This is a genomic window from Pseudomonas ulcerans, from assembly GCF_036324125.1.
GTDB classification, from domain to species: Bacteria; Pseudomonadota; Gammaproteobacteria; order Pseudomonadales; family Pseudomonadaceae; genus Aquipseudomonas; species Aquipseudomonas ulcerans.
On record NZ_JAZDQN010000059.1, the window covers coordinates 1 to 24,478 of the forward strand.

Below are 24,478 nucleotides of genomic sequence, written 5' to 3' on the forward strand. Positions count from 1 at the left end.
AGAAGACTCGAACTTCCACGACCGTAAGGTCACCAGCACCTGAAGCTGGCGTGTCTACCAATTTCACCATCTGGGCATTTTCGCTGATTTCGCTTCGACGTAGTGTTTTACATCGTGCGGCTTCTCAACTATAACGACGGTCTCCGTCGCTGTGGTGCGCACTATACGGATGGCCCCTGGGGCTGTAAACCCCCATTCGAAAAAAATCTTAAAAAATTCAAGCCGTTGATCTACCTGAGCAGAGAAGCGTCCAGGAGGCCCTCCCCGGCGGGGCTGTCCAAGGCGGAAATTTCCGGTTTCAATACGGCTATGCCAAACTAACCCTTATATAGACAAGGTGAACCCCTCCTAATGGCCGATTGGCAGTCCCTCGATCCCGAGGCCGCTCGTGAAGCGGAAAAATACGAAAACCCCATCCCTAGCCGTGAGCTGATCCTCCAGCACCTCGCCGAACGAGGCTCGCCGGCTGCGCGCGAGCAACTGGTTGAGGAATTCGGCCTGCAGACCGAGGACCAGATCGAAGCCCTGCGTCGTCGCCTGCGCGCCATGGAGCGTGATGGCCAGCTTATCTATACCCGGCGCGGCACCTATGCCCCGGTGGACAAGCTCGACCTGATCCTCGGCCGCGTCTCCGGCCATCGCGACGGTTTCGGTTTCCTGATCCCCGATGATGGCACCGAGGACCTGTTCCTCAGCCCGTCGCAGATGCGCCTGGTATTCGATGGCGACCGCGCCCTGGCCCGGGTTTCCGGCGTCGACCGCCGCGGCCGCCGCGAAGGCGTGCTGGTGGAAATCATTTCCCGCGCCCACGAAAGCATCGTCGGCCGCTACTTCGAGGAAGGCGGCATCGGCTTCGTCACCGCCGACAACCCGAAGATCCAGCAGGAAGTGCTGGTCACCCCGGGCCGCAATGCCGGGGCCAAGATCGGCCAGTTCGTCGAGGTGAAGATCACCCACTGGCCGACCCCGCGATTCCAGCCGCAAGGCGATGTGGTCGAGGTCATCGGCAACTACATGGCGCCGGGCATGGAAATCGACGTCGCCCTGCGCAGCTACGACATTCCCCACGTCTGGCCCGAGGCGGTGCTCAAGGAAGCCCGCAAGCTCAAGCCGGAAGTGGAAGAGAAGGACAAGGAAAAGCGCATCGACCTGCGCCACCTGCCGTTCGTCACCATCGACGGTGAAGACGCCCGCGACTTCGACGACGCCGTCTACTGCGAAAGCCTTGGCAAGTTGCGCCTGTTCTCCGGTGGCTGGCGCCTGTACGTGGCCATCGCCGACGTCTCCAGCTACGTGCGCCTCGGTTCGGCACTGGATGCCGAAGCCCTGGTCCGCGGCAACTCGGTGTACTTCCCCGAGCGGGTGATCCCGATGCTGCCGGAGGAACTGTCCAACGGCCTGTGCTCGCTGAACCCGCACGTCGATCGCCTGGCGATGGTCTGCGAAATGACCATCAACAAGTCCGGCCAGATGGTCGACTACCAGTTCTACGAAGCGGTGATTCACTCCCACGCGCGCCTGACCTACAACAAGGTCAGCAGCATGCTGGAACACGCGCGCACCCGCGAAGGCCGTGCTCTGCGCGAGGAATACCGCGAAGTGGTGCCGGACCTGAAGCAGCTGTATGCGCTGTACAAGGTCTTGCTGGCCGCCCGTCACACCCGTGGCGCGATCGACTTCGAGACCCAGGAAACCCGCATCATCTTCGGCTCCGAGCGCAAGATCGCGGAAATCCGCCCGACCGTGCGCAACGACGCCCACAAGCTGATCGAGGAGTGCATGCTGGCTGCCAACGTGGCCACCGCCGAGTTCCTCAAGAAGCACGAGATCCCGGCCCTGTACCGGGTCCACGACGGCCCGCCGCCGGAGCGCCTGGAAAAACTCCGCGCCTTCCTCGGCGAGCTCGGCCTGTCCCTGCACAAGGGCAAGGACGGTCCGTCGCCGAAGGACTACCAGGCCCTGCTGGCCAACATCGCCGACCGTCCGGACTTCCATCTGATCCAGACCGTGATGCTGCGCTCCCTGAGCCAAGCGGTGTACAGCGCCGACAACAATGGCCACTTCGGCCTGAACTACGAGGCGTACACCCACTTCACCTCGCCGATCCGTCGCTATCCCGACCTGCTGGTGCACCGCGCCATCCGCAGCGTGATCCGTTCCCGCCAGGAAACCCCGCACGTCAAGCGCGCCGGGGCGATGAGCATCCCCAAGGCACGGATCTACCCGTACGACGAGAACACCCTGGAGCAACTGGGCGAACAGTGCTCGATGAGCGAGCGGCGTGCCGACGAGGCCACCCGTGACGTGGTCAACTGGCTCAAGTGCGAATACATGAAGGACCGCGTAGGCGAATCCTTCCCGGGCGTGATCACCGCGGTGACCGGCTTCGGCCTGTTCGTCGAGCTGACCGACATCTATGTCGAAGGCATGGTCCACGTCAGCGCACTGCCGGGTGACTACTACCACTTCGACCCGGTCCACCACCGCCTCACCGGCGAGCGTACCGGCCGCAGCTTCCGCCTCGGCGACACCGTCGAAGTGCGGGTGATGCGCGTCGACCTGGAGCAGCGCAAGATCGACTTCGAGATGTCGGAGAACGCCCTGAAGGCACCGATCGGACGCAAGCAGCGCTCGACCGACCCGGCGGCGAAGATCGGCGTGGGCGCCAAGGCCAAGGCCGCGGAGCCTGTCCAGGAAGAACGTCCGGCCCGTCGCAGCAAGAAAGGCGAGACCTCCGAGGCCTATTTCTCCTCCCATGCCGCGGCGAACAACGCCGAAGTGCGCAAGAGCCGGGAAATGAAGAAGGCCCTGATGGCCGATGCCAAGCACGCCCATGCTGGTGGCAAGCCTTCGGGCAAGTCGTCCGGCAAATCGGACAAGCCGACCAAGCACCGCAAGGGACCGCCCAAGTCCGGCGCCTCTTCCCGTAAAAGCAAAGGCAAGTCATGAGTCAGTTGGAAAAGATCTACGGCGTGCACGCCGTGGAAGCCCTGTTGCGGCATCACCCGAAGCGGGTCAAGCAGATCTGGCTGTCCGAGGGTCGTAGCGAGCCGCGCATCCAGGCGCTGCTGGCCCTGGCCACCGACAACCGCGTGGCGGTCGGCCAGGCCGAGCGTCGCGAGCTGGATGCCTGGGTCGAGGGTGTGCACCAGGGCGTGGTCGCCGAGGTCAGCCCGAGCCAGGTGTGGGGCGAGGCGATGCTCGACGAGCTGCTGGATCGTACCGAGGGTGCGCCGCTCCTGCTGGTGCTGGACGGCGTCACCGACCCGCACAACCTCGGCGCCTGCCTGCGTACCGCGGATGCCGCCGGTGTGCAGGCGGTAATCGTGCCGAAGGACAAGTCGGCGACCCTGACCGCAGCGGTCCGCAAGGTTGCCTGCGGTGCCGCCGAGGTCATCCCGCTGGTCGCGGTGACCAATCTCGCGCGCACCCTGGAAAAGCTGCAGCAGCGCGGCCTGTGGATCGTCGGTACCGCCGGCGAGGCGCAGCAGGAGCTGTACCAGCAGGACATGACCGGGCCGACCGTGCTGGTCATGGGCGCGGAAGGCAAGGGCATGCGCCGCTTGACCCGCGAGCACTGCGATTTCCTGGTGAAGTTGCCGATGGCCGGTAGCGTCAGCAGCCTGAACGTTTCCGTAGCGACGGGTGTTTGCCTGTTCGAAGCGGTGCGGCAGCGTTCCGTCAGCAAGTAATCATTTGCCAGCGATGCTTTTGGGGGAATTGCTCAATATTTCACCAATCTCCTTGCTTGTCCCACCGCGCTTCTCTACAATTGCGCGCCTTGTCCCGGGCATACGTGCCTGGTTCAGGACAAGACATACAGTGTCATTCACTCCTTGTCTGACCGCTTTGTCGGCAGACTACAACCCGTAAGGAGCATTCATGCGTCATTACGAAATCATCTTCCTGGTTCACCCGGACCAGAGCGAGCAAGTCGGCGGCATGGTTGAGCGTTACACCAAGCTGATCGAAGAAGACGGCGGCAAGATCCACCGTCTGGAAGACTGGGGCCGTCGTCAACTGGCCTACGCAATCAACAATGTTCACAAGGCTCACTACGTGATGCTGAACGTTGAGTGCACCGGCAAGGCCCTGGCCGAGCTGGAAGACAACTTCCGCTACAACGATGCCGTGATCCGTAACCTGGTCATCCGTCGCGACGAAGCCGTTACCGGCCAGTCCGAGATGCTCAAGGCTGAAGAAAACCGCAGCGAGCGCCGTGAGCGTCGTGACCGTCCTGAGCATGCTGACAGCGCCGAAGGCGACGACAGCAATGACAGCGACAACAGCGATAACGCTGACGAGTAATCCACGGATCTTTTGAGGAGCCTATTACATGGCACGTTTCTTCCGTCGTCGTAAATTCTGCCGCTTCACTGCTGAAGACGTGAAAGAGATCGATTACAAAGATCTCAACACCCTGAAAGCTTACGTATCCGAAACCGGCAAGATCGTTCCAAGCCGTATCACTGGTACCAAAGCTCGTTATCAGCGTCAGCTGGCTACCGCTATCAAGCGCGCCCGCTTCCTGGCCCTGCTGCCCTACACCGACAGCCACGGCCGCTGAGACCGGGTCGTCGACAAGTAGCAAAGGATAGAGTGCATGCGGGCCCTGGCTGATTTCATCATGCGCGGTCGCGTGCAGGCCACTCTGGTAGTGGTCGGTTGTGCGGCATTGCCGCTGCTGTTCTGGTTGAGTGCCGCCGCCGGGAGCCTGGTGTTCCTGCGGCGCGGTTTCAAGGATGCCTCCGGGGTCCTCGCCTGGGCGTTGTTGCCGGCGTTGGCCTGGTGGTTCTTCGGCGAGCCGCGCACCTTGTTGGTGTTGCTGGGTACGCTGGGTCTGGCTGCGCTGTTGCGCGCCGGGCAGTCCTGGAACCGGGTGCTGTTGTCCAGCATCGCCCTGGGCCTGGTGTATGGCGTTGTTCTGGGTTCGGTGTTCCGCGAACCGATCGACACCCTCGCGCAAGAGATCGCCAAGATCCTTCCGCAGATGCTCGACGGGATCTACCAGAAATTGACGGTAGAAGAGCGGGGCCGCCTGGACGGGCTGATTGCACCGGTGCTCACCGGCCTGATCGCGGCCTTGTTGCAGGCCGTCAGTGTGCTGGCCCTGATGTTGGGTCGCTACTGGCAGGCAGCTTTGTATAACCCGGGAGGCTTCGGTCGCGAGTTTCGCGCCGTGAGACTGCCGCTGGCGGCGGCGCTGGTGCTGCTGGTGCTTATCCTGGTCGGGCCGAACTTCGGTACCGAACTGGCGATACTGACACCGTTGTGCACCATCCCGCTGCTCTTCGCCGGACTGGCCGTGATGCACGGCCTGGTGGCGCAAGGGCGACTGGCGAAGTTCTGGCTGGTCGGGTTGTACGTGACGCTGCTGCTGTTCATGCAGCTGATTTATCCGTTGCTCGTGGTCCTGGCCATTGTCGACAGCCTGATTGATTTTCGCGGACGCGGGGCGTCCAAGGACGCCGATAACGGCTCCGCGAACGGTGAAGGTTAAAAGTTAAGAGGTTTATACCAAATGGAACTGATCCTGCTGGAAAAAGTCGCCAACCTGGGCAACCTGGGCGACAAAGTTAAAGTCAAGGCTGGTTACGGTCGTAACTTCCTGCTGCCATTCGGCAAGGCTGTCTCCGCTACCGCCGCCAACCTGGCTGCGTTCGAAGAGCGCCGTGCAGAGCTGGAAAAAGCAGCTGCCGACAAGAAAGCTTCGGCTGAAAGCCGCGCTGCCCAACTGGCCGAGCTGGAAGTCACCATCACCGCTACCGCTGGCGATGAAGGCAAACTGTTCGGTTCGATCGGCACCCACGACATCGCTGACGCCCTGACCGCCTCCGGCGTCGAAGTGGCCAAGGCTGAAGTTCGTCTGCCGAACGGCACCATCCGTCAGGTTGGCGAATACGACGTAGCCGTGCACCTGCACAGCGACGTTGAAGCCACCGTACGCGTGGTCGTCGTCGCAGCCTAAAGCTGTATGGACCTGCTGGCTCCCTCGGGACCAGCCGGTTAACATCGGGCACGATCCTGCACCGCAGGTCGTGCCCTTTGTCTTTTTCAACACCCAGATTTCCAGGTGGCCATGAACGAGATAACCGCCCCAGAGCAATATGATCTGCAAACCGCCGCGCTGAAGGTGCCGCCGCATTCCATCGAGGCCGAACAGGCCGTGCTCGGTGGCTTGATGCTGGACAACAACGCCTGGGAGCGGGTGCTCGATCAAGTCTCCGACGGCGACTTCTACCGCCATGACCACCGCCTGATCTTCCGCGCCATCCACAAGCTGGTCGACCAGAACGTCCCGTTCGATGTGGTGACGCTGCACGAGCAATTGGACAAGGAAGGCCTGAGTTCGCAGGTCGGTGGCCTCGGCTACCTCGGCGAACTGGCGAAGAACACCCCGTCGGTGGCCAACATCAAGGCCTATGCGCAGATCATTCGCGAGCGCTCGACCCTGCGCCAGCTGATCAGCATCAGCAACGACATCGCCGACAGCGCCTTCAACCCTCAGGGCCGCAACGCCGAGGAAATCCTCGACGAGGCCGAGCGGCAGATCTTCCAGATCGCCGAGGCGCGGCCCAAGACCGGCGGCCCCGTGGGGGTCAACGAGCTCCTGACCAAGGCCATCGACCGCATCGATACGCTGTTCAACTCCGACAGCGAGATCACCGGCCTGTCCACCGGCTACACCGACCTCGACGAGAAGACCAGCGGCCTGCAGCCGGCCGACCTGATCATCGTCGCCGGCCGTCCGTCCATGGGCAAGACCACCTTCGCCATGAACCTGGTGGAGAACGCCGTGCTGCGCAGCGACAAGGCGGTGCTGGTGTACTCGCTGGAGATGCCAGGCGAATCGCTGATCATGCGTATGCTCTCGTCTCTCGGCCGCATCGACCAGACCAAGGTGCGTTCCGGCCAGCTGGACGATGACGACTGGCCGCGGCTGACCTCGGCGGTCAATCTGCTCAACGACCGCAAGCTGTTCATCGACGATACCGCCGGCATCAGCCCGTCGGAGATGCGCGCGCGGACCCGCCGCCTGGTGCGCGAGCACGGCGACATCGCCATGATCATGATCGACTACCTGCAGTTGATGCAGATCCCCGGCTCCAGCGGCGACAACCGGACCAACGAGATTTCCGAGATCTCCCGATCCCTCAAGGCTCTGGCCAAGGAATTCAACTGCCCGGTCATCGCCCTGTCGCAGCTCAACCGCTCCCTGGAGCAGCGGCCCAACAAGCGCCCGGTGAACTCCGACTTGCGGGAATCCGGAGCGATCGAGCAGGACGCCGACGTGATCATGTTCGTCTACCGCGACGAGGTGTATCACCCCGAGACCGAGCACAAGGGCATTGCCGAGATCATCATCGGCAAGCAGCGGAACGGTCCGATCGGCTTCATCCGCCTGGCCTTCATCGGCAAGTACACCCGCTTCGAGAACCTCGCGCCGGGCAGCTACAACTTCGACGACGACGAATAAGAACGTCGCTTCACCAATTCCGACCTTCAGCGTCGGAATTGGTCAATTTTTGTGCTATTCTCCGCGCCCGTGATTTTCCCGCCTCCCAAAAAAACCGGTCACTGACATGCAAGCAGCCAAACCACTCTTCGACTATCCCAAGTACTGGGCCGAATGCTTCGGGCCGGCACCGTTCCTGCCGATGAGCAGGGAGGAGATGGATCAGCTCGGCTGGGACTCCTGCGACATCATCATCGTGACCGGCGACGCCTACGTCGACCATCCGTCGTTCGGCATGGCCATCATCGGCCGCCTGCTGGAAGCCCAGGGCTTCCGCGTCGGGATCATCGCCCAGCCGAACTGGCAGTCGAAGGACGACTTCATGAAGCTCGGCGAGCCGAACCTGTTCTTCGGCGTCGCGGCGGGCAACATGGACTCGATGATCAACCGCTACACCGCGGACAAGAAGATCCGTTCCGACGACGCCTACACCCCTGGCGGCCTGGCCGGCAAGCGCCCGGACCGCGCCAGCCTGGTATACAGCCAGCGCTGCAAGGAAGCCTACAAGCATGTGCCGATCGTGCTCGGCGGCATCGAGGCTTCGCTGCGCCGCATCGCCCACTATGATTACTGGCAGGACAAGGTCCGCCATTCGATCCTGATCGACGCCTGCGCCGACATCCTCCTGTACGGCAACGCCGAGCGTGCCGTGGTCGACATCGCTCAGCGCCTGGCCGCCGGCGAGCGCATCGAGGACATCAGCGACATCCGCGGTACCGCGTTCATTCGTCGCGACACCCCGCAGGGCTGGTACGAGATCGATTCGACCCGTATCGACCGGCCGGGCAAGGTCGACAAGATCATCAACCCGTACGTCAACACCCAGGACACCCAGGCCTGCGCCATCGAGCAGCAGAAGGGCGAGGTCGAGGACCCGAACGAAGCCAAGGTGGTGCAGATCCTCGAAAGCCCGCGCATGACCCGGGAAAAGACCGTGATCCGCCTGCCATCCTTCGAGAAGGTGCGCAACGACGCGGTGCTCTACGCCCACGCCAACCGCGTGCTGCACCTGGAGACCAACCCCGGCAACGCGCGGGCCATGGTGCAGAAGCACGGTGAAGTCGACGTCTGGTTCAACCCGCCGCCCATTCCGATGACCACCGAGGAAATGGACTACGTCTTCGGCATGCCCTACGCGCGGATCCCGCATCCTGCCTACGGCAAGGAGCGCATCCCGGCCTACGAGATGATCCGTTTCTCGGTGAACATCATGCGTGGCTGCTTCGGTGGCTGCACCTTCTGCTCGATCACCGAGCACGAAGGGCGGATCATCCAGAACCGCTCCCACGAGTCGATCATTCGCGAGATCGAAGAGATCCGCGACAAGGTCCCGGGCTTCACCGGCGTCATTTCCGACCTCGGCGGTCCGACCGCGAACATGTACCGCATCGCCTGCAAGAGCACCGAGATCGAGACCCACTGCCGCAAGCCGTCCTGCGTGTTCCCGGGTATCTGCCCGAACCTGAACACCGACCACTCGTCGCTGATCAAGCTGTACCGCAGTGCCCGCGCCTTGCCGGGGGTGAAGAAGATCCTGATCGCCTCGGGCCTGCGCTACGACCTCGCCGTGGAGTCGCCGGAATACGTGCGCGAACTGGTCACCCACCACGTCGGTGGCTACCTGAAGATCGCCCCGGAGCACACCGAGGAAGGTCCGCTGAACCAGATGATGAAGCCTGGCATCGGCACCTACGACCGCTTCAAGCGCATGTTCGAGAAGTTCTCGAAAGAGGCGGGCAAGGAGCAGTACCTGATCCCGTACTTCATCGCCGCGCACCCGGGCACCACCGACGAAGACATGATGAACCTGGCCCTGTGGCTCAAGGGCAACGGCTTCCGTGCCGACCAGGTGCAGGCGTTCTACCCGTCGCCGATGGCGTCGGCCACGGCCATGTACCACTCGGGCAAGAACCCGCTGCGCAAGGTCACCTACAAGAGCGAAGGGGTGACCATCGTCAAGAGCGAGGAGCAACGCCGCCTGCACAAGGCCTTCCTGCGCTACCACGATCCGAAGGGCTGGCCGATGCTGCGCGAGGCCCTGCAGCGCATGGGTCGTGCCGACCTGATCGGCCCGGGCAAGCATCAGCTGATCCCGCTGCACCAGCCGGACACCGACAGCTACCAGAGCGCGCGCCGCAAGAACTCCACGCCGGCGGGCAGCCACAAGGTGGCCAAGGAACAGAAGATCCTTACCCAGCACACCGGCCTGCCACCACGGGCCAGCGATGGTGCCAAGCCGTGGGACAAGCGCGAGCAGGCCAAGGCTGCCGCCTTCGCCCGCAACCAGGAAGCGGCCAAGGCGCGCAAGGATGCAGCCAAGGGTGGCAAGGGCGGCAAGGGCAAGACCAAGCGCCAGCCGGTCCTGCCGCGCTAAGCCCCATGACGGGGCTTGTGCTCCGTCATGAAACTCTCGCTTGCACTCATCCGGTGCGGGTCGCTGATGGCCTCATCGCTGGCAAGCCAGTTCCCACAGGGACCGCATGCACCGCGCACCTTGTGGTAGCTGGCCCGAGACAGCCCCATTCCTGCCCAAGGCCACTGGCATAAGTCTTGCCGCATTCCCGCGCAAGACTTCCCCTGTGAGCCCCCTATGCCCGACCTGCTGGATGCCCTGACCCCAAGCCCCGCGACCTGGCATGAAATGCTGGCCGCCGATGGCAGCGTGCGTCCGCACTGGCAGGAGCTGCTCGCCCACCTGCAGCGCAGCGGCACGCAGCAACTGAGCCAGCGCCAGGCGCTGCTCAACCGCCAACTGCGGGAAAACGGCGTCACCTACAACATCTACGCCGACCCCGATGGCGCCGATCGCCCCTGGGAACTGGACCTGCTGCCTCAGGTGATCCCCGCCGCCGAGTGGAACGACCTGGCCCGCGGCATCGCCCAGCGTGCAGGGCTGCTGAACGCCGTGCTCGCCGATATCTACGGCCCGCAGCAGTTGATCGGCGAAGGCCTGTTGCCCGCCGAGCTGGTCTTCGGTCACGACAACTACCTCTGGCCCTGCCAGGGCATCGAAGTCCCCGACCGAACCTGGCTGCACATCTACGCGGCCGACCTGGCGCGAGGTCCGGACGGTCGCTGGTGGGTCACCGCCGACCGCACCCAGGCGCCTTCCGGAGCGGGCTATGCCCTGGAAAACCGCACCGTCGTCTCCCGGGCCTTTCCCGAGTTGTACCGCGACCTGCATGTACAGCACCTGGCGGGTTTCTTCCGCACCCTGCAACAAAGCCTCGCGCAGTTGGCCCCGAGAGGACGGGAAACGCTGCTGGTGGTGCTGCTGACCCCAGGACGCTTCAACGAAAGCTGGTTCGAACACCTGTTTCTCGCCCGCCAGCTCGGCTACCCGCTGGTGGAGGGCAGTGACCTGACCGTGCGCGACGGCACCGTCTTCCTCAAGACCCTCGGTGGCCTGCGCCGGGTCCATGCCATCCTGCGCCGGCTCGACGACGATTTCTGCGACCCCCTCGAACTGCGCACCGATTCCGCACTGGGCATCCCCGGCCTGCTGGACGCCGTTCGCCAGGGACGGGTGCTGGTGGCCAATGCGTTGGGCAGCGGAGTACTGGAGTCGCCCGGCCTGCCGGGCTTCCTGCCGGCGATCAGTCAGCGACTGCTGGGTGAGGAACTGATCCTGCCGTCCATCGCCAGTTGGTGGTGCGGCGAGCCGGCGGCCCTGGCCCAGGCGCTGGAGAAGATGCCGGAGTTGCTGTTCAAGCCGGCGTTCCCCTCGCAGAGCTTCCAGCCCTTGCTGGGCCGTGACCTGGACGCGACCCAGCGCCAGGCGCTGGCCGACCGCCTGCGAGCGCGTCCCTACGCCTATGTGGCCCAGGAACTGGCGCAGCTATCCCAGGCGCCGGTGTGGCAGGACAAAGGCCTGGAGGACCGGCCCGTGGGCATGCGCGTCTATGCGGTGGCCAGCGCCGAGGGCTGGCGGGTGCTGCCCGGTGGCCTGACCAGGGTGGCCGCGCAGGCCGATGCCGAAGTGGTCTCGATGCAGCGCGGCGGTGCCAGCAAGGACACCTGGGTCCTCGGCGAGCAACCCGCCCGCGGAGAACAGTGGCAGGTCAGCCGTAGCCTGGGCGTGGCCGATCTGGTCCGTGCCGACCCTTACCTGCCCTCGCGGGTGGTGGAAAACCTGTTCTGGTTCGGCCGCTATTGCGAGCGCTGCGATGCCAGCGCGCGGTTGCTGCGAATCCTCCTGGGCCGTTACCTCGACGGCGACTCGCCACAGGCGCTGGAAGCCGCGGTGCAACTGGCCGAAGGCCTGGAACTGCTGCCCAGGGAGGGTACCCTGGACACGCGCCTGCGCACGGCGCTGCTGGACCCGGACTGGGGCTTCAGCCTGCGGGCCAACCTGCAGCGCCTGCAATGGTCGGCGGGGCAGGTGCGCGGCAAGCTGTCACTGGAGAACTGGCAGGCCTTGAGCGAGCTGCAGAGGGAGGCGCAGCGCCTCGACGATCGCTCTGCCGATTTCACCGAACTGCTGGATTTCCTCAACCGGCTGATCCTGTCGATGGCAGCGCTGTCCGGCTTTGCCCTCGACGACATGACTCGCGACGAGGGCTGGCGCTTCCTTCTAACCGGGCGCCGGATCGAGCGCCTGCATGCCCTGGGCAGCAGTCTCGCCGGTTTCCTGCGCGGCCCTGCGGCGAGCGATCAATCCTGCCTGGAATGGCTGCTGGAACTGGCCAACAGCAGCATCACCTATCGCTCCCGTTACCTGGCCGTGGCGCAACTGATCCCGGCGCTGGACCTGCTCCTGCTGGATGAACAGAACCCCCACGGCGTGCTCTTCCAGTTGCGTTCCTTGCTGCGCTCGCTGGAGCGCTTGCGCAGTCCGGCGCAGGCCAGCCTGGTGGACCTGGCCGAGCGCCTGAAGCGTTTCGACCTGCGCAGCCTGGAGGATCCGTTGTTTGGCGCGGCCAGCCAGGATGCCGTACTGGAAGGGCTGGCGGTCATGCTCGAACAGATCGCCGAGGGGGCCGAAGTGGCCGCCGAGCGCCTGGCCCTGCAGCATTTCGCCCACGTCGATTCGAGCCAGCAGACGGTGTCCGCCTGATGAGTGCCCGTTACCAGATTCTTCACGATACCCATTACCGCTATGCCAGCCCGGTGTCCCTGGCCCAGCAACTGGTGCACCTGTGGCCGCGGGATTGCCCGTGGCAGCGCTGCGAGGAGCGGGTGCTGGAGGTGAGTCCGCTGCCGACCCGGCGTCGCGACGAGCAGGATGTGTTCGGCAACCCGCTGACGCGCCTGGGCCTGGAGTACAAGCATGACGAGCTCAAGGTCAGCACCCGGGTGTGCATCGAGGTCTTGCCCCGGCCCCTGCCGGTGCTTGCTGACTCGCCCGGCTGGGAGCAGGCGCGGGATGCCCTGGCCTACTCGCGGCAGGCGCTTCCCGCTGCATTGCTCGATGCCAGCCGATATCGCTTCGAATCGCCGTTCGTGCGCTTGAAACAGCGTTTCGTGGCGTTTTCCGAACCCTGCTTCGCTGCCGGCGTACCACTGCTGGAAGCCGTCCGGGCGCTGATGGAGAAGATCTTCCGCGAATTCACCTTCGATGCCGGCGCGACCCAGGTCGCCACGCCGCTGCTGGAGGTGCTGGAGCGGCGCCGCGGGGTCTGCCAGGACTTCGCCCACCTGATGCTCGCCTGCCTGCGTTCCCGTGGCCTGGCGGCACGCTATGTCAGCGGTTACCTGCTGACCCGGCCGCCGCCCGGGCAGGCGCGGCTGATCGGGGCCGATGCCTCGCATGCCTGGGTCTCGGTGTTCTGTCCGCGCCATGGTTGGGTCGACTTCGACCCCACCAACAACCTGCTGCCGGCGCTGGAGCACATCACCCTCGGCTGGGGGCGCGACTTCGCCGATGTCTCACCGCTGCGCGGAGTGATTCTCGGCGGCGGCCATCACGACCCGGAGGTGCGGGTGACGGTGTTACCGCTGGATCAGCTCGGCGGCTGATCCTTCCATTTCGGTGGGGCCAGGGGTTGCCAGGCATCCAGGGCATCGAGCAGGGCATCCGGCGCGGCGTCGACCTGCAACATGGCACGGTGATGCGGGCGGACGAAACCTTCGTCGACCACATGGTCGAGGAAGCCGGTGAGCTTCTCGTAGAAGCCGTTGACCTCCAGCAGGCCCAGCGGCTTGCCGTGGTAGCCGAGTTGTCCCCAGGTCCACACCTCGAACAGTTCTTCCAGCGTACCAAGGCCGCCGGGCAGGGCGATGAAGGCATCGGCCAGCTCGGCCATGCGCGCCTTGCGCGCGTGCATGCCGTCGACGACTTCCAGGCGGGTCAGGCCGGGGTGGGCGATTTCGGCGCGTTGCAGGCTGACCGGGATGATGCCGATCACTTCACCACCGGCGGCCATCGCCGCATCGGCGACGATACCCATCAGGCCCACGGCACCACCGCCATAGACCAGGGTCAGGCCGCGGCGGGCGATGGCCTGGCCGAGGGCCACGGCGGCTTCGCGGTAGACCGGGCTGACGCCGGTGCTGGCGCCACAGAACACACAAACGGAACGTAGAGGCATGACTTTCTCCGGGTCGAAAACGGCCACAGAGTAAGGCGGTGGGGCGGCGCTTCCAAGCCTTGGATCATTCCGGGCGGGAAAACTCGCAGGCGCTGCCGGTGGCGCCACAGGCGTAGGCGGCGAGCAAGCTTTGCATGAGAGTACTGATGAACATGTCGATCTACTCCTAAATGAGAGGTTGTCTCATCGTTCAGGATTTGGGCATGATGGGCACGTTGATTGTCTTGATGGACACCATAGAAGAATTTCACTGCCCGTTCAGGGGCTTGTCCCTTGACCCACATCAGCAGCGCGAAGCGCGGAATGGGGCAGTCTGATTTCAATAAAAAACCTGCCATGGAGATTCACAAATGTTTGCCAAACTCGTTGCCGTGTCCCTGCTGACCGTTGCCAGTGCCCAGGCAATGGCCGCTGATTGCAAGGTCACCGTCGACTCCACCGACCAGATGACCTACACCACCAAGGAAATCGTCGTCGACAAGAGCTGCAAGCAGTTCACCGTCGAACTGACCCACTCCGGCAACCTGCCGAAGAACGTCATGGGCCACAACCTGGTGATCAGCAAGACCGCAGACTCGCAAGCCATCGCTACCGCCGGCATGTCCAAGGGCCTCGACGGCGGCTACCTGGACGAGTCCGATGCGCGCATCATCGCCCACACCAAGCTGATCGGCGCGGGTGAAAAAGACTCCGCTACCTTCGACGTGTCGAAGCTGGCTGCGGGTGAAAGCTATCAATTCTTCTGCACCTTCCCTGGCCATATCGCCATGATGAAGGGCGCTGTCGTTCTGAAGTAACGCGATACCCTGTGGGAGCGGGTTCACCCGCTCCCACATTCGATTCGTGTCGTTGTTCAAGGCGCGAACGGCATTTCCCGCTTGTGCTGCGTCTTCTCGTACGTCCGCTTGATGATCTCGAACGCTTCCTCGCTCACCGGCTCGCCGTGCAGGAAGGCGTCGATCTGCGCGTAGGTCACGCCGTGGGACGCTTCGTCGGGCTTGCCCGGCGCGAGGTCTTCCAGGTCGGCGGTCGGCACTTTTTCCACCAGTGATTCCGGGGCGCCGAAGCTGCGCGCGATGGCCCGTACCTGGTTCTTTACCAGCCCGCTGAGCGGCGCCAGGTCGCAGGAGCCGTCACCGAACTTGGTGAAGAAGCCCATCACCGCTTCGGCGGCGTGGTCGGTCCCGATCACCAGGCCGGCACGGGCGCCAGCGATGGTGTACTGGGCCACCATGCGCATGCGCGCCTTGGTGTTGCCGACGACGAAGTCCACCATGGCCGGCTTGCCACCTTCCAGGGCCGAGACCTCCGCCGCCAGGGCACGCACTGCCGGGGCAATGTTCACCGTGTGCAGTTCGTCCGGCTGGATGAAGTCGATGCACGCCTGGGCGTCATGTTCGTCGTGCTGCACGTGGTACGGCAGGCGCACGGCGATGAAGCGATACTGCTCGTCGCCGGTCTGCTGGCGCAGTTCGTTGACCGCGCGCTGGGCCAGCAGGGCGGCGGTCAGCGAATCGACGCCGCCGCTGATGCCCAGGACCAGGACTTTCAGCCCGGCATTCTTCAGGCATTGCTGGATGAAGGCGACGCGCCGGGTGACTTCGGCATCGAGCGCGGCGCGGTCGGCGAATGGCGGCTGGACCTTGAGCTGCTGCGCGATCTCTCGCTGGACGGCTTGCATGGGTTACTCCTCGCTGGGAACTTGAAAAACGTGACGCAGGTAAGAGACGAAATTGGGGTCGCGGCACTGGGTCTTGGCGGCCTCGTCGGAAATCTTCGCCACGGGCTGGCCGTTGCAGTCGGTCATTTTAAGCACGATGCTCATCGGCGCCACGCCGGGGATGTCGCAGGTCAGGTTGGTGCCGATGCCGAAGCTGACATTGATGCGCCCACGCAGCGCGCGGAAGATGTGCAGCGCGCGGGGCAGGTCGAGGCCGTCGGAGAACACCAGGGTCTTGGTCATCGGGTCGATCCCGAGCTTGCGGTAGTGGGCGATGGCCTTTTCCGCCCACTGCACCGGATCACCGGAGTCGTGGCGCAGGCCGTCGAACAGCTTGGCGAAGTACAGGTCGAAATCACGCAGGAAGGCGTCCATGGTGATGCAGTCGGTCAGGGCGATGCCGAGCAGGCCGCGGTACTCGCGGACCCAGCAGTCGAGGGCGGCGATCTGGCTGTCGATCAGCCGCGGGCCGAGCTGCTGGTGGGCCATGATCCATTCATGGGCCATGGTGCCCAGTGGCTTGATATCCAGTTTCCATGCCAGGTGTACGTTACTGGTGCCGACGAAGCGTGCCGGGAACTGGTCCTTGAGCACCTTCACCACTTCTTCCTGGACGCCGTAGGAAAAACGCCGGCGGGTGCCGAAGTCGGCCAGTTGCAGTTCGGCCAGCTCGTCGTCGCCGGCGTTGGCGCGCAGCCAGTCGAACTTGCGCAGCAACTGTTCGCGGGCCTGGCTCAGCTGTACCTGTGGATGAAGATTGCGGTTGCGCACCTCGCTGATGATCGCCAACAGTGGCACTTCGAACAGGATCACATGCAGCCACGGGCCACGCAGGCGCAGGTAGAACTGGTCGTTCTCGATGCCTATCTGCAGGTAACGCAGGTTGAAGCGGAACAGGCCCAGAAAGCGCAGGAAGTCTGGCTTCATGAAGCTGATCTGTTCGAGGAAGCCCAGTTGCGCGTCGCTGATGCTCAGTTCGGCAAGGCGCTCGATCTCGACGCGGATCTGCCCCAGATAGGGGCGCAGGTCCTCGCCATTGCGGCAGCGAAACTCCCACTCGACGTCGACGTTGGGGTAGTTGTGCAGCACCGCCTGCATCATCGTCAGCTTGTAGAAGTCGGTGTCCAGCAGGCTCTGCACGCTGCGGTCGGCGAAAGCGCTTTCGCTCATATAAGGCTCCAGTTCCGGCGAGTGCCATCAAGGCGACTCATTTTGCCAGTGTAACGCGTTGCGGTCGCCCGACCGCACGGGTCGTTCGGTAGCAGACTACCTATGGCGGCGATTTTTCCCGCAGGGTCTAGCCTCTTATGGTGCTTGTTGTAGCAGTCGCGCACCACGGATGTGCAGTTCCGTTACGCAGCCTGTTACAGGGCGGTTGCACGTAAACACGCACCAGGGTTGCAATGATGGCATGGACTGGTTGCGCCTGACCTTCCCGGAAGGTGGCGCTTTGCGTCTGGGGAGCGGTTGCACGACCCGTAAAGCCAGAGCGCCGCGACATGGCGGAAATCCTGGAGTCGAGTTTTTTCCGAATGAAAAACCACTGGCACGGCCCTTGCTCGGAGCAAATGGCTGAAACAAGTTGCTGAAGTCGTAGTGCCAATCCAAAAAAACATCAGGAGCACCACCACATGTCGCAGACGTTTTACAAGAAAGGCTTTCTCGCTCTCGCCGTGGCCACGGCGCTGGGCGTTTCTTCGTATGTCCAGGCCGATCTGAAGATCGGCGTCGCGGGCCCGATGACCGGTGCCAACGCAGCGTTCGGCGAGCAATACATGAAGGGTGCCCAGGCTGCGGCCGACGTGATCAACGCCAAGGGTGGGGTGAACGGCGAGAAGATCGTCCTGGTCAAGGGCGATGACGCGTGCGAGCCCAAGCAGGCCGTGGCCGTGGCCAACCGCCTGGTGGACCAGGACAAGGTCTCCGGCGTGGTCGGTCACTTCTGCTCGTCCTCGACCATCCCGGCCTCCGAGGTGTACGACGAAGCCGGCGTGATCGCCATCACCCCGGGCTCGACCAACCCACAGGTCACCGAGCGCGGCCTGGGCGCCATGTTCCGTATGTGCGGCCGTGACGACCAGCAGGGCATCGTCGCCGGCGACTACATCGTCGACGTGCTCAAGGGCAAGAAGGTCGTGGTCCTGCACGACAAGGACACCTACGGCCAGGGCCTCGCCGACGCGACCAAGGCACAGCTGGAGAAACGCGGCGTGAAGCCGGTGCTGTACGAAGGCCTGACCCGTGGCGAGAAAGACTTCAGCGCCGTGGTCACCAAGATCCGCGCCGCCGGTGCCGACGTCGTCTACTTCGGCGGCCTGCACCCGGAAGCCGGCCCGCTGGTCCGCCAACTGCGCGAGCAGGGCCTGAAGGACGTGCCGTTCATGTCCGACGACGGCATCGTCACCGACGAGCTGGTGGCCACCGCCGGCGGCGCCCAGTACACCAACGGCGTGTACATGACCTTCGGCGCCGACCCGCGCCTGCTGCCGGACAGCAAGGAAGTCGTGGAGCAGTTCCGCAAGGGCGGTACCGAACCCGAGGGCTACACCCTGTACGCCTACGCCTCGGTCCAGGCCCTGGCCGCTGCCTTCGAAGGCGCCAAGTCGAAGAAGGGCGAGGACGCCGCCAAGTGGCTCAAGGCCAACCCGGTGAAAACCGTGATGGGCGAGAAAAAGTGGGACAGCAAGGGCGACCTGACCGTCTCCGACTACGTGGTCTACCAGTGGGACGCCAACGGCAAGTACCACCAGCTGGAAAAACAAAAATAACAATGGCATCCGGCCCGGGCAGCCAATGCCCGGGCTGCTGTCCTCTGCGCCGTACTGTCCCTTCTTGTAGATCTGCACAACCCTGCGCTGCGAGGGCCGCTTCCCCGGGGCCCGCCGTAGTCGGCGCTTGTGCAATCTCGAATACGTGAGATTGCGTTATGGATGGAATTTTCCTGCAGCAACTGATCAATGGACTGACCCTCGGGTCCGTCTATGGTCTGATCGCCATCGGCTACACAATGGTCTATGGCATCATCGGCATGATCAACTTCGCGCACGGCGAGGTGTACATGATCTCCGCTTACCTGGCGGCGATCAGCCTGGCATTGCTGGCCTATTTCGGTATCGAGTCGTTCCCCCTGCTGATGCTGGGCACCCTGTTGTTCACCATCGTGGTCACCGGGGTCTATGGCTTTACCATCGAACGCATCGCCTACAAGCCCTTGCGCAACTCCACCCGCCTGGCACCGCTGATCAGCGCCATCGGCATCTCGCTGATCCTGCAGAACTACGCGCAGATCAGCCAGGGCGCCCGCCAGCAAGGCGTGCCGACCCTGCTCGAAGGCGCCTGGCGCTTCGACGTCGGTACCGGCTTCGTGCAACTGACCTACACCAAGATCTTCATTCTCGTCGCGGCGTTCGCCGGCATGGCCCTGCTCACCTACGTGATCAAGTACACCAAGCTCGGGCGCATGTGCCGCGCCACCCAGCAAGACCGCAAGATGGCCTCGATCCTGGGCATCAACACCGACCGGGTGATCTCCTACGTGTTCGTCATCGGTGCGGTGATGGCCGCCCTGGCCGGCGTACTGATCACCATGAACTACGGCACCTTCGACTTCTATGCCGGTTTCATCATCGGCATCAAGGCCTTCACCGCCGCGGTGCTCGGCGGCATCGGCTCGCTGCCTGGGGCCATGCTCGGCGGGATCGTCCTGGGTATCTCCGAATCGCTGTTCGCCGGCCTGGTCAACTCCGACTACAAGGACGTGTTCAGCTTCTCGCTGCTGGTGCTGATCCTGATCTTCCGTCCCCAGGGCCTGCTGGGTCGCCCGCTCGTGGCTAAGGTGTGAACATGTCCACTGCCAAGACTGCTTCTTCCGGTTTCGATATCAAACGCACCTTGCTGGAAACCATCGTCGCCGGCCTGCTCGCCCTGATCGTGTTCGGTCCGGTGGTGGGCGTGGTCCTCGACGGCTACAGCTTCAACGCCGAGCCGAGCCGCGTGGCCTGGCTGGTGGGCGGGGTGATGCTGGGCCGCCTGCTCATCAGCCTGTACCTGCAGACCGCCGCCGGCCAGCGCATGCTCCACGGCTTCGAAAGCGGCGGCTCCGGGGTTCATGTGCTGGCGCCGGACTACAAGTCGCGCCTGCGCTACATCATCCCGGCACTCATCGTCATCGCCATCGTCTTCCCGATCTTCGCCAACAAGTACCTGCTGACCGTGGTCATCCTCGGGCTGATCTACGTGCTGCTGGGCCTGGGCCTGAACATCGTGGTCGGCCTGGCCGGCCTGCTCGACCTCGGCTACGTGGCGTTCTACGCCATCGGTGCCTACGGCCTGGCGCTGGGCTACCAGTACCTCGGCCTGGGCTTCTGGAGCGTGCTGCCGCTGGCGGCCATCGCCGCGGCGCTGGCGGGATGCATACTCGGCTTCCCGGTGTTGCGCATGCACGGTGACTACCTGGCGATCGTGACCCTGGGCTTCGGCGAGATCATCCGCCTGGTGCTGAACAACTGGCTGTCCTTCACCGGTGGCCCGAACGGCATGCCGGTACCGTCGCCGACCATCTTCGGCCTGGAGTTCGGCCGTCGGGCCAAGGACGGCGGGGTGCCGATCCACGAGTTCTTCGGCTTCGAATACAACGCCAACCTCAAGTTCATCTTCATCTACGCGGTGCTGTTCCTCGTCGTGCTGGCGGTGCTGTACATCAAGCACCGGCTGACCCGCATGCCGGTGGGCCGGGCCTGGGAAGCCCTGCGCGAGGACGAGATCGCCTGCCGTTCCATGGGCCTGAACCACGTGCTGGTGAAGCTCTCGGCGTTCACCCTGGGTGCGTCCACCGCCGGCCTGGCCGGGGTGTTCTTCGCCAGCTACCAGGGCTTCGTCAACCCGTCGTCGTTCACCTTCTTCGAGTCGGCGCTGATCCTCGCCATCGTGGTCCTGGGTGGCATGGGCTCGACGGTGGGCGTGGTGATCGCCGCATTCGTGCTGACCGTGGCCCCGGAACTGCTGCGCAGCTTCTCCGAATACCGCGTGCTGCTGTTCGGCGTGCTGATGGTGCTGATGATGATCTGGCGACCGCGCGGGCTGATCCGTATCAGTCGCGCCGGTGTGGTCCCGCGTAAAGGAGTGGCGCCATGAGCGACGACGTGATTCTGTCTGTGGATAACCTGATGATGCAGTTCGGCGGGATCAAGGCGCTGAGCGATGTCAGCCTGCAGGTCAAGCGCAACGACATCTTCGCCCTGATCGGCCCCAACGGCGCGGGCAAGACCACCGTGTTCAACTGCCTGACCGGCTTCTACAAGGCCAGCGGCGGCAAGATCGAACTCAACGTGCGTGGCTCGCACACCAACGTGATCCAGTTGCTCGGCGAGCGTTTCCAACTGGGTGACTTCGTGTCGCCGAGCCGTTTCCTGACCCGCCTGCGCTACAAGATGTTCGGCGGTACCCACCTGGTCAACCGCGCCGGCCTGGCGCGGACCTTCCAGAACATCCGCCTGTTCCGGGAGATGTCGGTGGTGGAGAACCTGCTGGTGGCCCAGCACATGTGGGTCAACCGCAACCTGCTGGCCGGGGTGCTCAACACCAGGGCCTACCGCAAGGCTGAAAGCGATGCCCTCGACCATGCCTTCTACTGGCTGGAAGTGGTGGACCTGGTGGACTGCGCCAACCGCCTGGCCGGCGAACTGTCCTACGGCCAGCAGCGCCGCCTGGAAATCGCCCGGGCCATGTGCACGCGGCCGAAGATCATCTGCCTCGACGAACCGGCCGCCGGCCTCAACCCGCAGGAAACCGAGGCCCTGAGCCGGATGATCCGCGTGCTGCGCGACGAGCACGACATCACCGTGGTGCTGATCGAGCACGACATGGGCATGGTCATGAGCATTTCCGACCATATCGTCGTGCTCGACCACGGCACCGTCATCGCCGAAGGCAAGCCGCAGGACATCCGCAACAACCCGACCGTGATCGCCGCCTACCTGGGTGCTGACGAAGAGGAACTGGCATGAGCGCACCCATTCTCGAACTGCAGGAGCTGGACGTGTTCTACGGGCCGATCCAGGCGCTGAAGAAAGTCTCGATGCACATCGACGAAGGCGAGACGGTGAGCCTGATCGGCGCCAACGGTGCCGGCAAGTCGACCCTGCTGATGTCGATCTTCGGCCAGCCGCGGGCCGCGGCGGGCAAGATCGTCTATCGCGGCACCGACATCACCCACAAGTCCTCGCACTACATCGCCTCCAACGGCATCGCCCAGTCGCCGGAAGGGCGGCGGGTGTTCCCCGACATGACCGTCGAGGAAAACCTGATGATGGGCACCATCCCCATCGGCGACAAGCATGCCGACGAGGACATGCAGCGCATGTACGAGCTGTTCCCGCGGCTCAAGGAACGGCGCAACCAGCGGGCCATGACCATGTCCGGCGGCGAGCAGCAGATGCTCGCCATCGCCCGTGCGTTGATGAGCCGGCCCAAGCTGCTGTTGCTGGACGAGCCGTCGCTGGGCCTGGCGCCGATCGTGGTCAAGCAGATCTTCTCCACCCTGCGGGAGCTGGCGAAGAGCGGGATGACCATCTTCCTCGTCGAGCAGAACGCCAACCATGCGCTGAAGCTGTCGGACCGGGCGTACGTGATGGTCAACGGGCAGATCCGCATGACCGGCACGGGGCAGGAGTTGCTGGTGAACGAGGAGGTGAGGAACGCCTATCTCGGCGGTCACTGAGCGCGTCTTGTCGTTCTTGATGGCCTCGTCGTCGGCGATGAGGTCATCAAGACCTGCGAGGAACTCAAGGTAAAACCGGACAGTCGTACCCCGTGTACCGTTTCGACGCTGCACAAGGAACCCATGCGATGTCCCTCCGTACCCTGTTCACCCCGGCATTTCTCACCTGCGCCCTGCTGTTCGGCAGTGCGGCGCAGGCCGAGGAAGCGGCCAAGGTCCAGATCGACTCCTCCGCCTCGTCTTCCGACAACCTCGCCGCCATCCACCGCGAATCCGGCATGAGCCACACCCTGCACGACTCCGGGGTCAGCGTGGCCGACCTGAAGAAGATGCGCGACACCCTCAACCAGAACGCCAGTGACCTGCAGGAGCTGCGCCGTACGGTCGACGAGCAGTCGCGGCAGATTGGCGAGCTGCAGCGCCGTCTCGAAGACACCAACCGCAAGGTGCAATGACCCTGCGAATGGTTGTCCACAGGAATGTGGAAAAGTTAGCCAGGAACATGCTTGCGATGCGGCAGAAAGTCGCTGTAAGCAGTTGTTTTCCCTATTGTTGAAGTTGTCCACGGTTCATGTGGAAGCGATTGTGGGTAAGTTGGTGGTATTCATCTGGAGGCCTTGATTTACGTGGCCTTCAAGGGGTTGGTTGAATTTTGATCAGCAACTTTGAAAGCTGCGCACAATGTGTTTGTCAAGTTTCAAGTCATGCAATGAAGCACACTTGAACGCACCATGAAACCCTGTGGATAAGTCTGTGGGAAAGCCTTGGAAAGACCCTGCCAGGCAGCGGAACTACAGGCTTTGCGCCAGTACCGCAATTATCCCCAGTGCCGCGTTTCGCGACTGAAGGACCGGCAGCCGTTGTAGTCAAGGAAAAATCGCGCCAGGCAGGGGGGCAGGTCTGTGAATAACTCCATTGGCGAAGTTATACAGTTGCCCCCAATCGGCGTGGAAAGCCTTGTGGATAAGATGCGCATACCTGACGCTGAGCCTTATGGATCAAGGCGTTGCGGCGTTTGATCGTTTTTTGTACAGGCGCGCAAACGCTTGCCGCGCCCCCACGCGCCGGGCATGCTGCAAGGCCTGCCGTCCTCTTGCCTGTGGGCAAGCCTACCCAAGGAGAATTCCATGACTTCCACCGTATTCATTACCGGTGCCACTTCCGGCTTCGGTGAAGCCTGTGCCCGGCGTTTCGCCGAGGCGGGCTGGTCGCTGGTGCTGACCGGCCGCCGCAAGGAGCGACTGGACGCCCTGTGCGCGGAACTGGCGCAGAAGACCGAGGTGCACGGCCTGGTCCTGGATGTGCGTGACCGCAAGGCCATGGAACAGGCGCTGGCCAACCTGCCACCGGCCTTCACCACGCTGCGCGGGCTGATCAACAACGCCGGCCTGGCCCTGGGCGCGGACCCTGCACAGAAGTGCGACCTGGACGACTGGGACACCATGGTCGACACCAACATCAAGGGCCTGATGTACAGCACCCGCCTGCTGCTGCCGCGGCTGATCGCCCACGGGCGTGGCGCGACCATCCTCAACGTCGGCTCGGTGGCGGGCAACTATCCGTACCCGGGCAGTCATGTGTATGGCGGCACCAAGGCCTTCGTCGGGCAGTTCTCCCTGAGCCTGCGCTGCGACCTGCGCGGCACCGGGGTGCGGGTGACCAATATCGAGCCGGGGCTGTGCGAAAGCGAGTTCTCGCTGGTGCGCTTCGGTGGCGACCAGGGCCGCTATGACGCGACCTACGCCGGGGCGGAGCCGATCCAGCCGCAGGATATCGCCGAGACGGTGTTCTGGGTGCTGAACCAGCCGGCGCATATCAACATCAACAACCTGGAGTTGATGCCGGTGAGCCAGGATTGGGCCGGGTTCTCGATCGACCGGTCCGCCAGGCAGGAGTGATCGGCCTTCAGGGCCGGCTCACATAGAACAGCACATGACTCATTGATTCAGTGGCGACTTGTGGGAGCGGGTTTACCCGCGATTACGGTGGTGGCA

General features: G+C 63.7%; 21 protein-coding genes. 18 read left to right on the plus strand and 3 right to left on the minus strand.

Translation table 11 applies throughout. From position 1 onward, the window contains the following. The first annotated feature begins 351 nt into the window (after nucleotides 1-351). The 10 genes from rnr (at nucleotide 352) to V0R59_RS29245 (ending at nucleotide 13,474) form a co-directional block, all read left to right on the plus strand. A complete protein-coding gene (gene rnr / locus V0R59_RS29200) occupies nucleotides 352-2,949 on the plus strand; it encodes a ribonuclease R (RefSeq protein ID WP_330078044.1) in 2,598 nt (865 codons plus the stop codon). After that, entirely contained in the window at nucleotides 2,946-3,692 is a 747-nt protein-coding gene (gene rlmB / locus V0R59_RS29205; protein ID WP_330078045.1) for a 23S rRNA (guanosine(2251)-2'-O)-methyltransferase RlmB, read from the plus strand. The genes rnr and rlmB overlap by 4 nt, the downstream gene beginning before the upstream one ends. A gap of 190 nt (nucleotides 3,693-3,882) precedes the next feature. After that, a complete protein-coding gene (gene rpsF, locus V0R59_RS29210; RefSeq protein ID WP_009403888.1) occupies nucleotides 3,883-4,308 on the plus strand; it encodes a 30S ribosomal protein S6 in 426 nt (141 codons plus the stop codon). Between the two features lie 28 nt (nucleotides 4,309-4,336). Continuing rightward, on the plus strand, nucleotides 4,337-4,567 hold the full coding sequence (gene rpsR, locus V0R59_RS29215; RefSeq protein WP_009403887.1) for a 30S ribosomal protein S18: 231 nt from the start codon (nucleotides 4,337-4,339) through the stop codon (nucleotides 4,565-4,567). A gap of 36 nt (nucleotides 4,568-4,603) precedes the next feature. Beyond that, complete coding sequence (locus tag V0R59_RS29220) at nucleotides 4,604-5,500, plus strand: YybS family protein (protein ID WP_330078046.1); 897 nt, start codon at nucleotides 4,604-4,606, stop codon at nucleotides 5,498-5,500. A 21-nt stretch (nucleotides 5,501-5,521) separates the two neighbouring features. Further along, nucleotides 5,522-5,968, plus strand: a complete 447-nt coding sequence (rplI, locus tag V0R59_RS29225; protein WP_330078047.1) for a 50S ribosomal protein L9 — start codon at nucleotides 5,522-5,524, stop codon at nucleotides 5,966-5,968. A 111-nt stretch (nucleotides 5,969-6,079) separates the two neighbouring features. Next, nucleotides 6,080-7,477, plus strand: a complete 1,398-nt coding sequence (dnaB, locus tag V0R59_RS29230) for a replicative DNA helicase (RefSeq protein WP_330078048.1) — start codon at nucleotides 6,080-6,082, stop codon at nucleotides 7,475-7,477. Nucleotides 7,478-7,583: 106 nt separating this feature from the next. After that, complete coding sequence (locus V0R59_RS29235) at nucleotides 7,584-9,890, plus strand: YgiQ family radical SAM protein (RefSeq protein WP_330078049.1); 2,307 nt, start codon at nucleotides 7,584-7,586, stop codon at nucleotides 9,888-9,890. Between the two features lie 216 nt (nucleotides 9,891-10,106). Next, nucleotides 10,107-12,572: a circularly permuted type 2 ATP-grasp protein gene (locus V0R59_RS29240; RefSeq protein ID WP_330078050.1), complete on the plus strand. Its 2,466-nt coding sequence runs from the start codon at nucleotides 10,107-10,109 to the stop codon at nucleotides 12,570-12,572. Beyond that, nucleotides 12,572-13,474 (plus strand): transglutaminase family protein, encoded by a 903-nt coding sequence (locus tag V0R59_RS29245; RefSeq protein WP_330078051.1) that lies wholly within the window; start codon nucleotides 12,572-12,574, stop codon nucleotides 13,472-13,474. Before V0R59_RS29240 ends, V0R59_RS29245 begins: the two co-directional genes overlap by 1 nt. Here the strand turns inward: V0R59_RS29245 and V0R59_RS29250 are convergent. Then, a complete protein-coding gene (locus V0R59_RS29250) occupies nucleotides 13,459-14,046 on the minus strand; it encodes an LOG family protein (RefSeq protein WP_330078052.1) in 588 nt (195 codons plus the stop codon). The two genes, V0R59_RS29245 and V0R59_RS29250, sit on opposite strands and share 16 nt — an antisense overlap. Nucleotides 14,047-14,396: 350 nt before the next feature. Here V0R59_RS29250 and azu point away from each other — a divergent pair, with 350 nt between their 5' ends. After that, nucleotides 14,397-14,843, plus strand: a complete 447-nt coding sequence (gene azu, locus V0R59_RS29255; RefSeq protein ID WP_330078053.1) for an azurin — start codon at nucleotides 14,397-14,399, stop codon at nucleotides 14,841-14,843. Nucleotides 14,844-14,899: 56 nt separating this feature from the next. Here azu and nadE read toward each other — a convergent pair whose 3' ends face one another. Together nadE and pncB are read right to left on the minus strand one after the other, a co-directional pair. Beyond that, nucleotides 14,900-15,727, minus strand: coding sequence for an ammonia-dependent NAD(+) synthetase (gene nadE, locus V0R59_RS29260; RefSeq protein ID WP_330078054.1), 828 nt, complete (start codon nucleotides 15,725-15,727; stop codon nucleotides 14,900-14,902). Between the two features lie 3 nt (nucleotides 15,728-15,730). Beyond that, the gene (pncB, locus tag V0R59_RS29265; RefSeq protein ID WP_330078055.1) at nucleotides 15,731-16,936 is read right to left on the minus strand and encodes a nicotinate phosphoribosyltransferase; all 1,206 of its coding nucleotides are present in this window, start codon (nucleotides 16,934-16,936) and stop codon (nucleotides 15,731-15,733) included. Nucleotides 16,937-17,397: 461 nt separating this feature from the next. Here pncB and V0R59_RS29270 point away from each other — a divergent pair, with 461 nt between their 5' ends. The 7 genes from V0R59_RS29270 (at nucleotide 17,398) to V0R59_RS29300 (ending at nucleotide 24,382) form a co-directional block, all read left to right on the plus strand. Then, nucleotides 17,398-18,534, plus strand: a complete 1,137-nt coding sequence (locus V0R59_RS29270) for a branched-chain amino acid ABC transporter substrate-binding protein (protein ID WP_330078056.1) — start codon at nucleotides 17,398-17,400, stop codon at nucleotides 18,532-18,534. A 158-nt stretch (nucleotides 18,535-18,692) separates the two neighbouring features. After that, nucleotides 18,693-19,607, plus strand: coding sequence for an ABC transporter permease subunit (locus V0R59_RS29275; RefSeq protein ID WP_330078057.1), 915 nt, complete (start codon nucleotides 18,693-18,695; stop codon nucleotides 19,605-19,607). Between the two features lie 2 nt (nucleotides 19,608-19,609). After that, nucleotides 19,610-20,899: a high-affinity branched-chain amino acid ABC transporter permease LivM gene (livM, locus tag V0R59_RS29280; RefSeq protein WP_330078058.1), complete on the plus strand. Its 1,290-nt coding sequence runs from the start codon at nucleotides 19,610-19,612 to the stop codon at nucleotides 20,897-20,899. Next, nucleotides 20,896-21,771 carry an ABC transporter ATP-binding protein gene (locus tag V0R59_RS29285; protein ID WP_330078059.1) on the plus strand — a complete coding sequence of 292 codons (876 nt, stop codon included), beginning with the start codon at nucleotides 20,896-20,898 and terminating at the stop codon, nucleotides 21,769-21,771. The genes livM and V0R59_RS29285 overlap by 4 nt, the downstream gene beginning before the upstream one ends. Then, nucleotides 21,768-22,484, plus strand: coding sequence for an ABC transporter ATP-binding protein (locus V0R59_RS29290; protein ID WP_330078060.1), 717 nt, complete (start codon nucleotides 21,768-21,770; stop codon nucleotides 22,482-22,484). Before V0R59_RS29285 ends, V0R59_RS29290 begins: the two co-directional genes overlap by 4 nt. Nucleotides 22,485-22,612: 128 nt before the next feature. Continuing rightward, on the plus strand, nucleotides 22,613-22,939 hold the full coding sequence (locus V0R59_RS29295; RefSeq protein ID WP_330078061.1) for a hypothetical protein: 327 nt from the start codon (nucleotides 22,613-22,615) through the stop codon (nucleotides 22,937-22,939). 672 nt (nucleotides 22,940-23,611) lie between these two features. Then, a complete protein-coding gene (locus V0R59_RS29300; protein WP_330078062.1) occupies nucleotides 23,612-24,382 on the plus strand; it encodes an SDR family oxidoreductase in 771 nt (256 codons plus the stop codon). Nucleotides 24,383-24,478 lie beyond the last annotated feature (96 nt).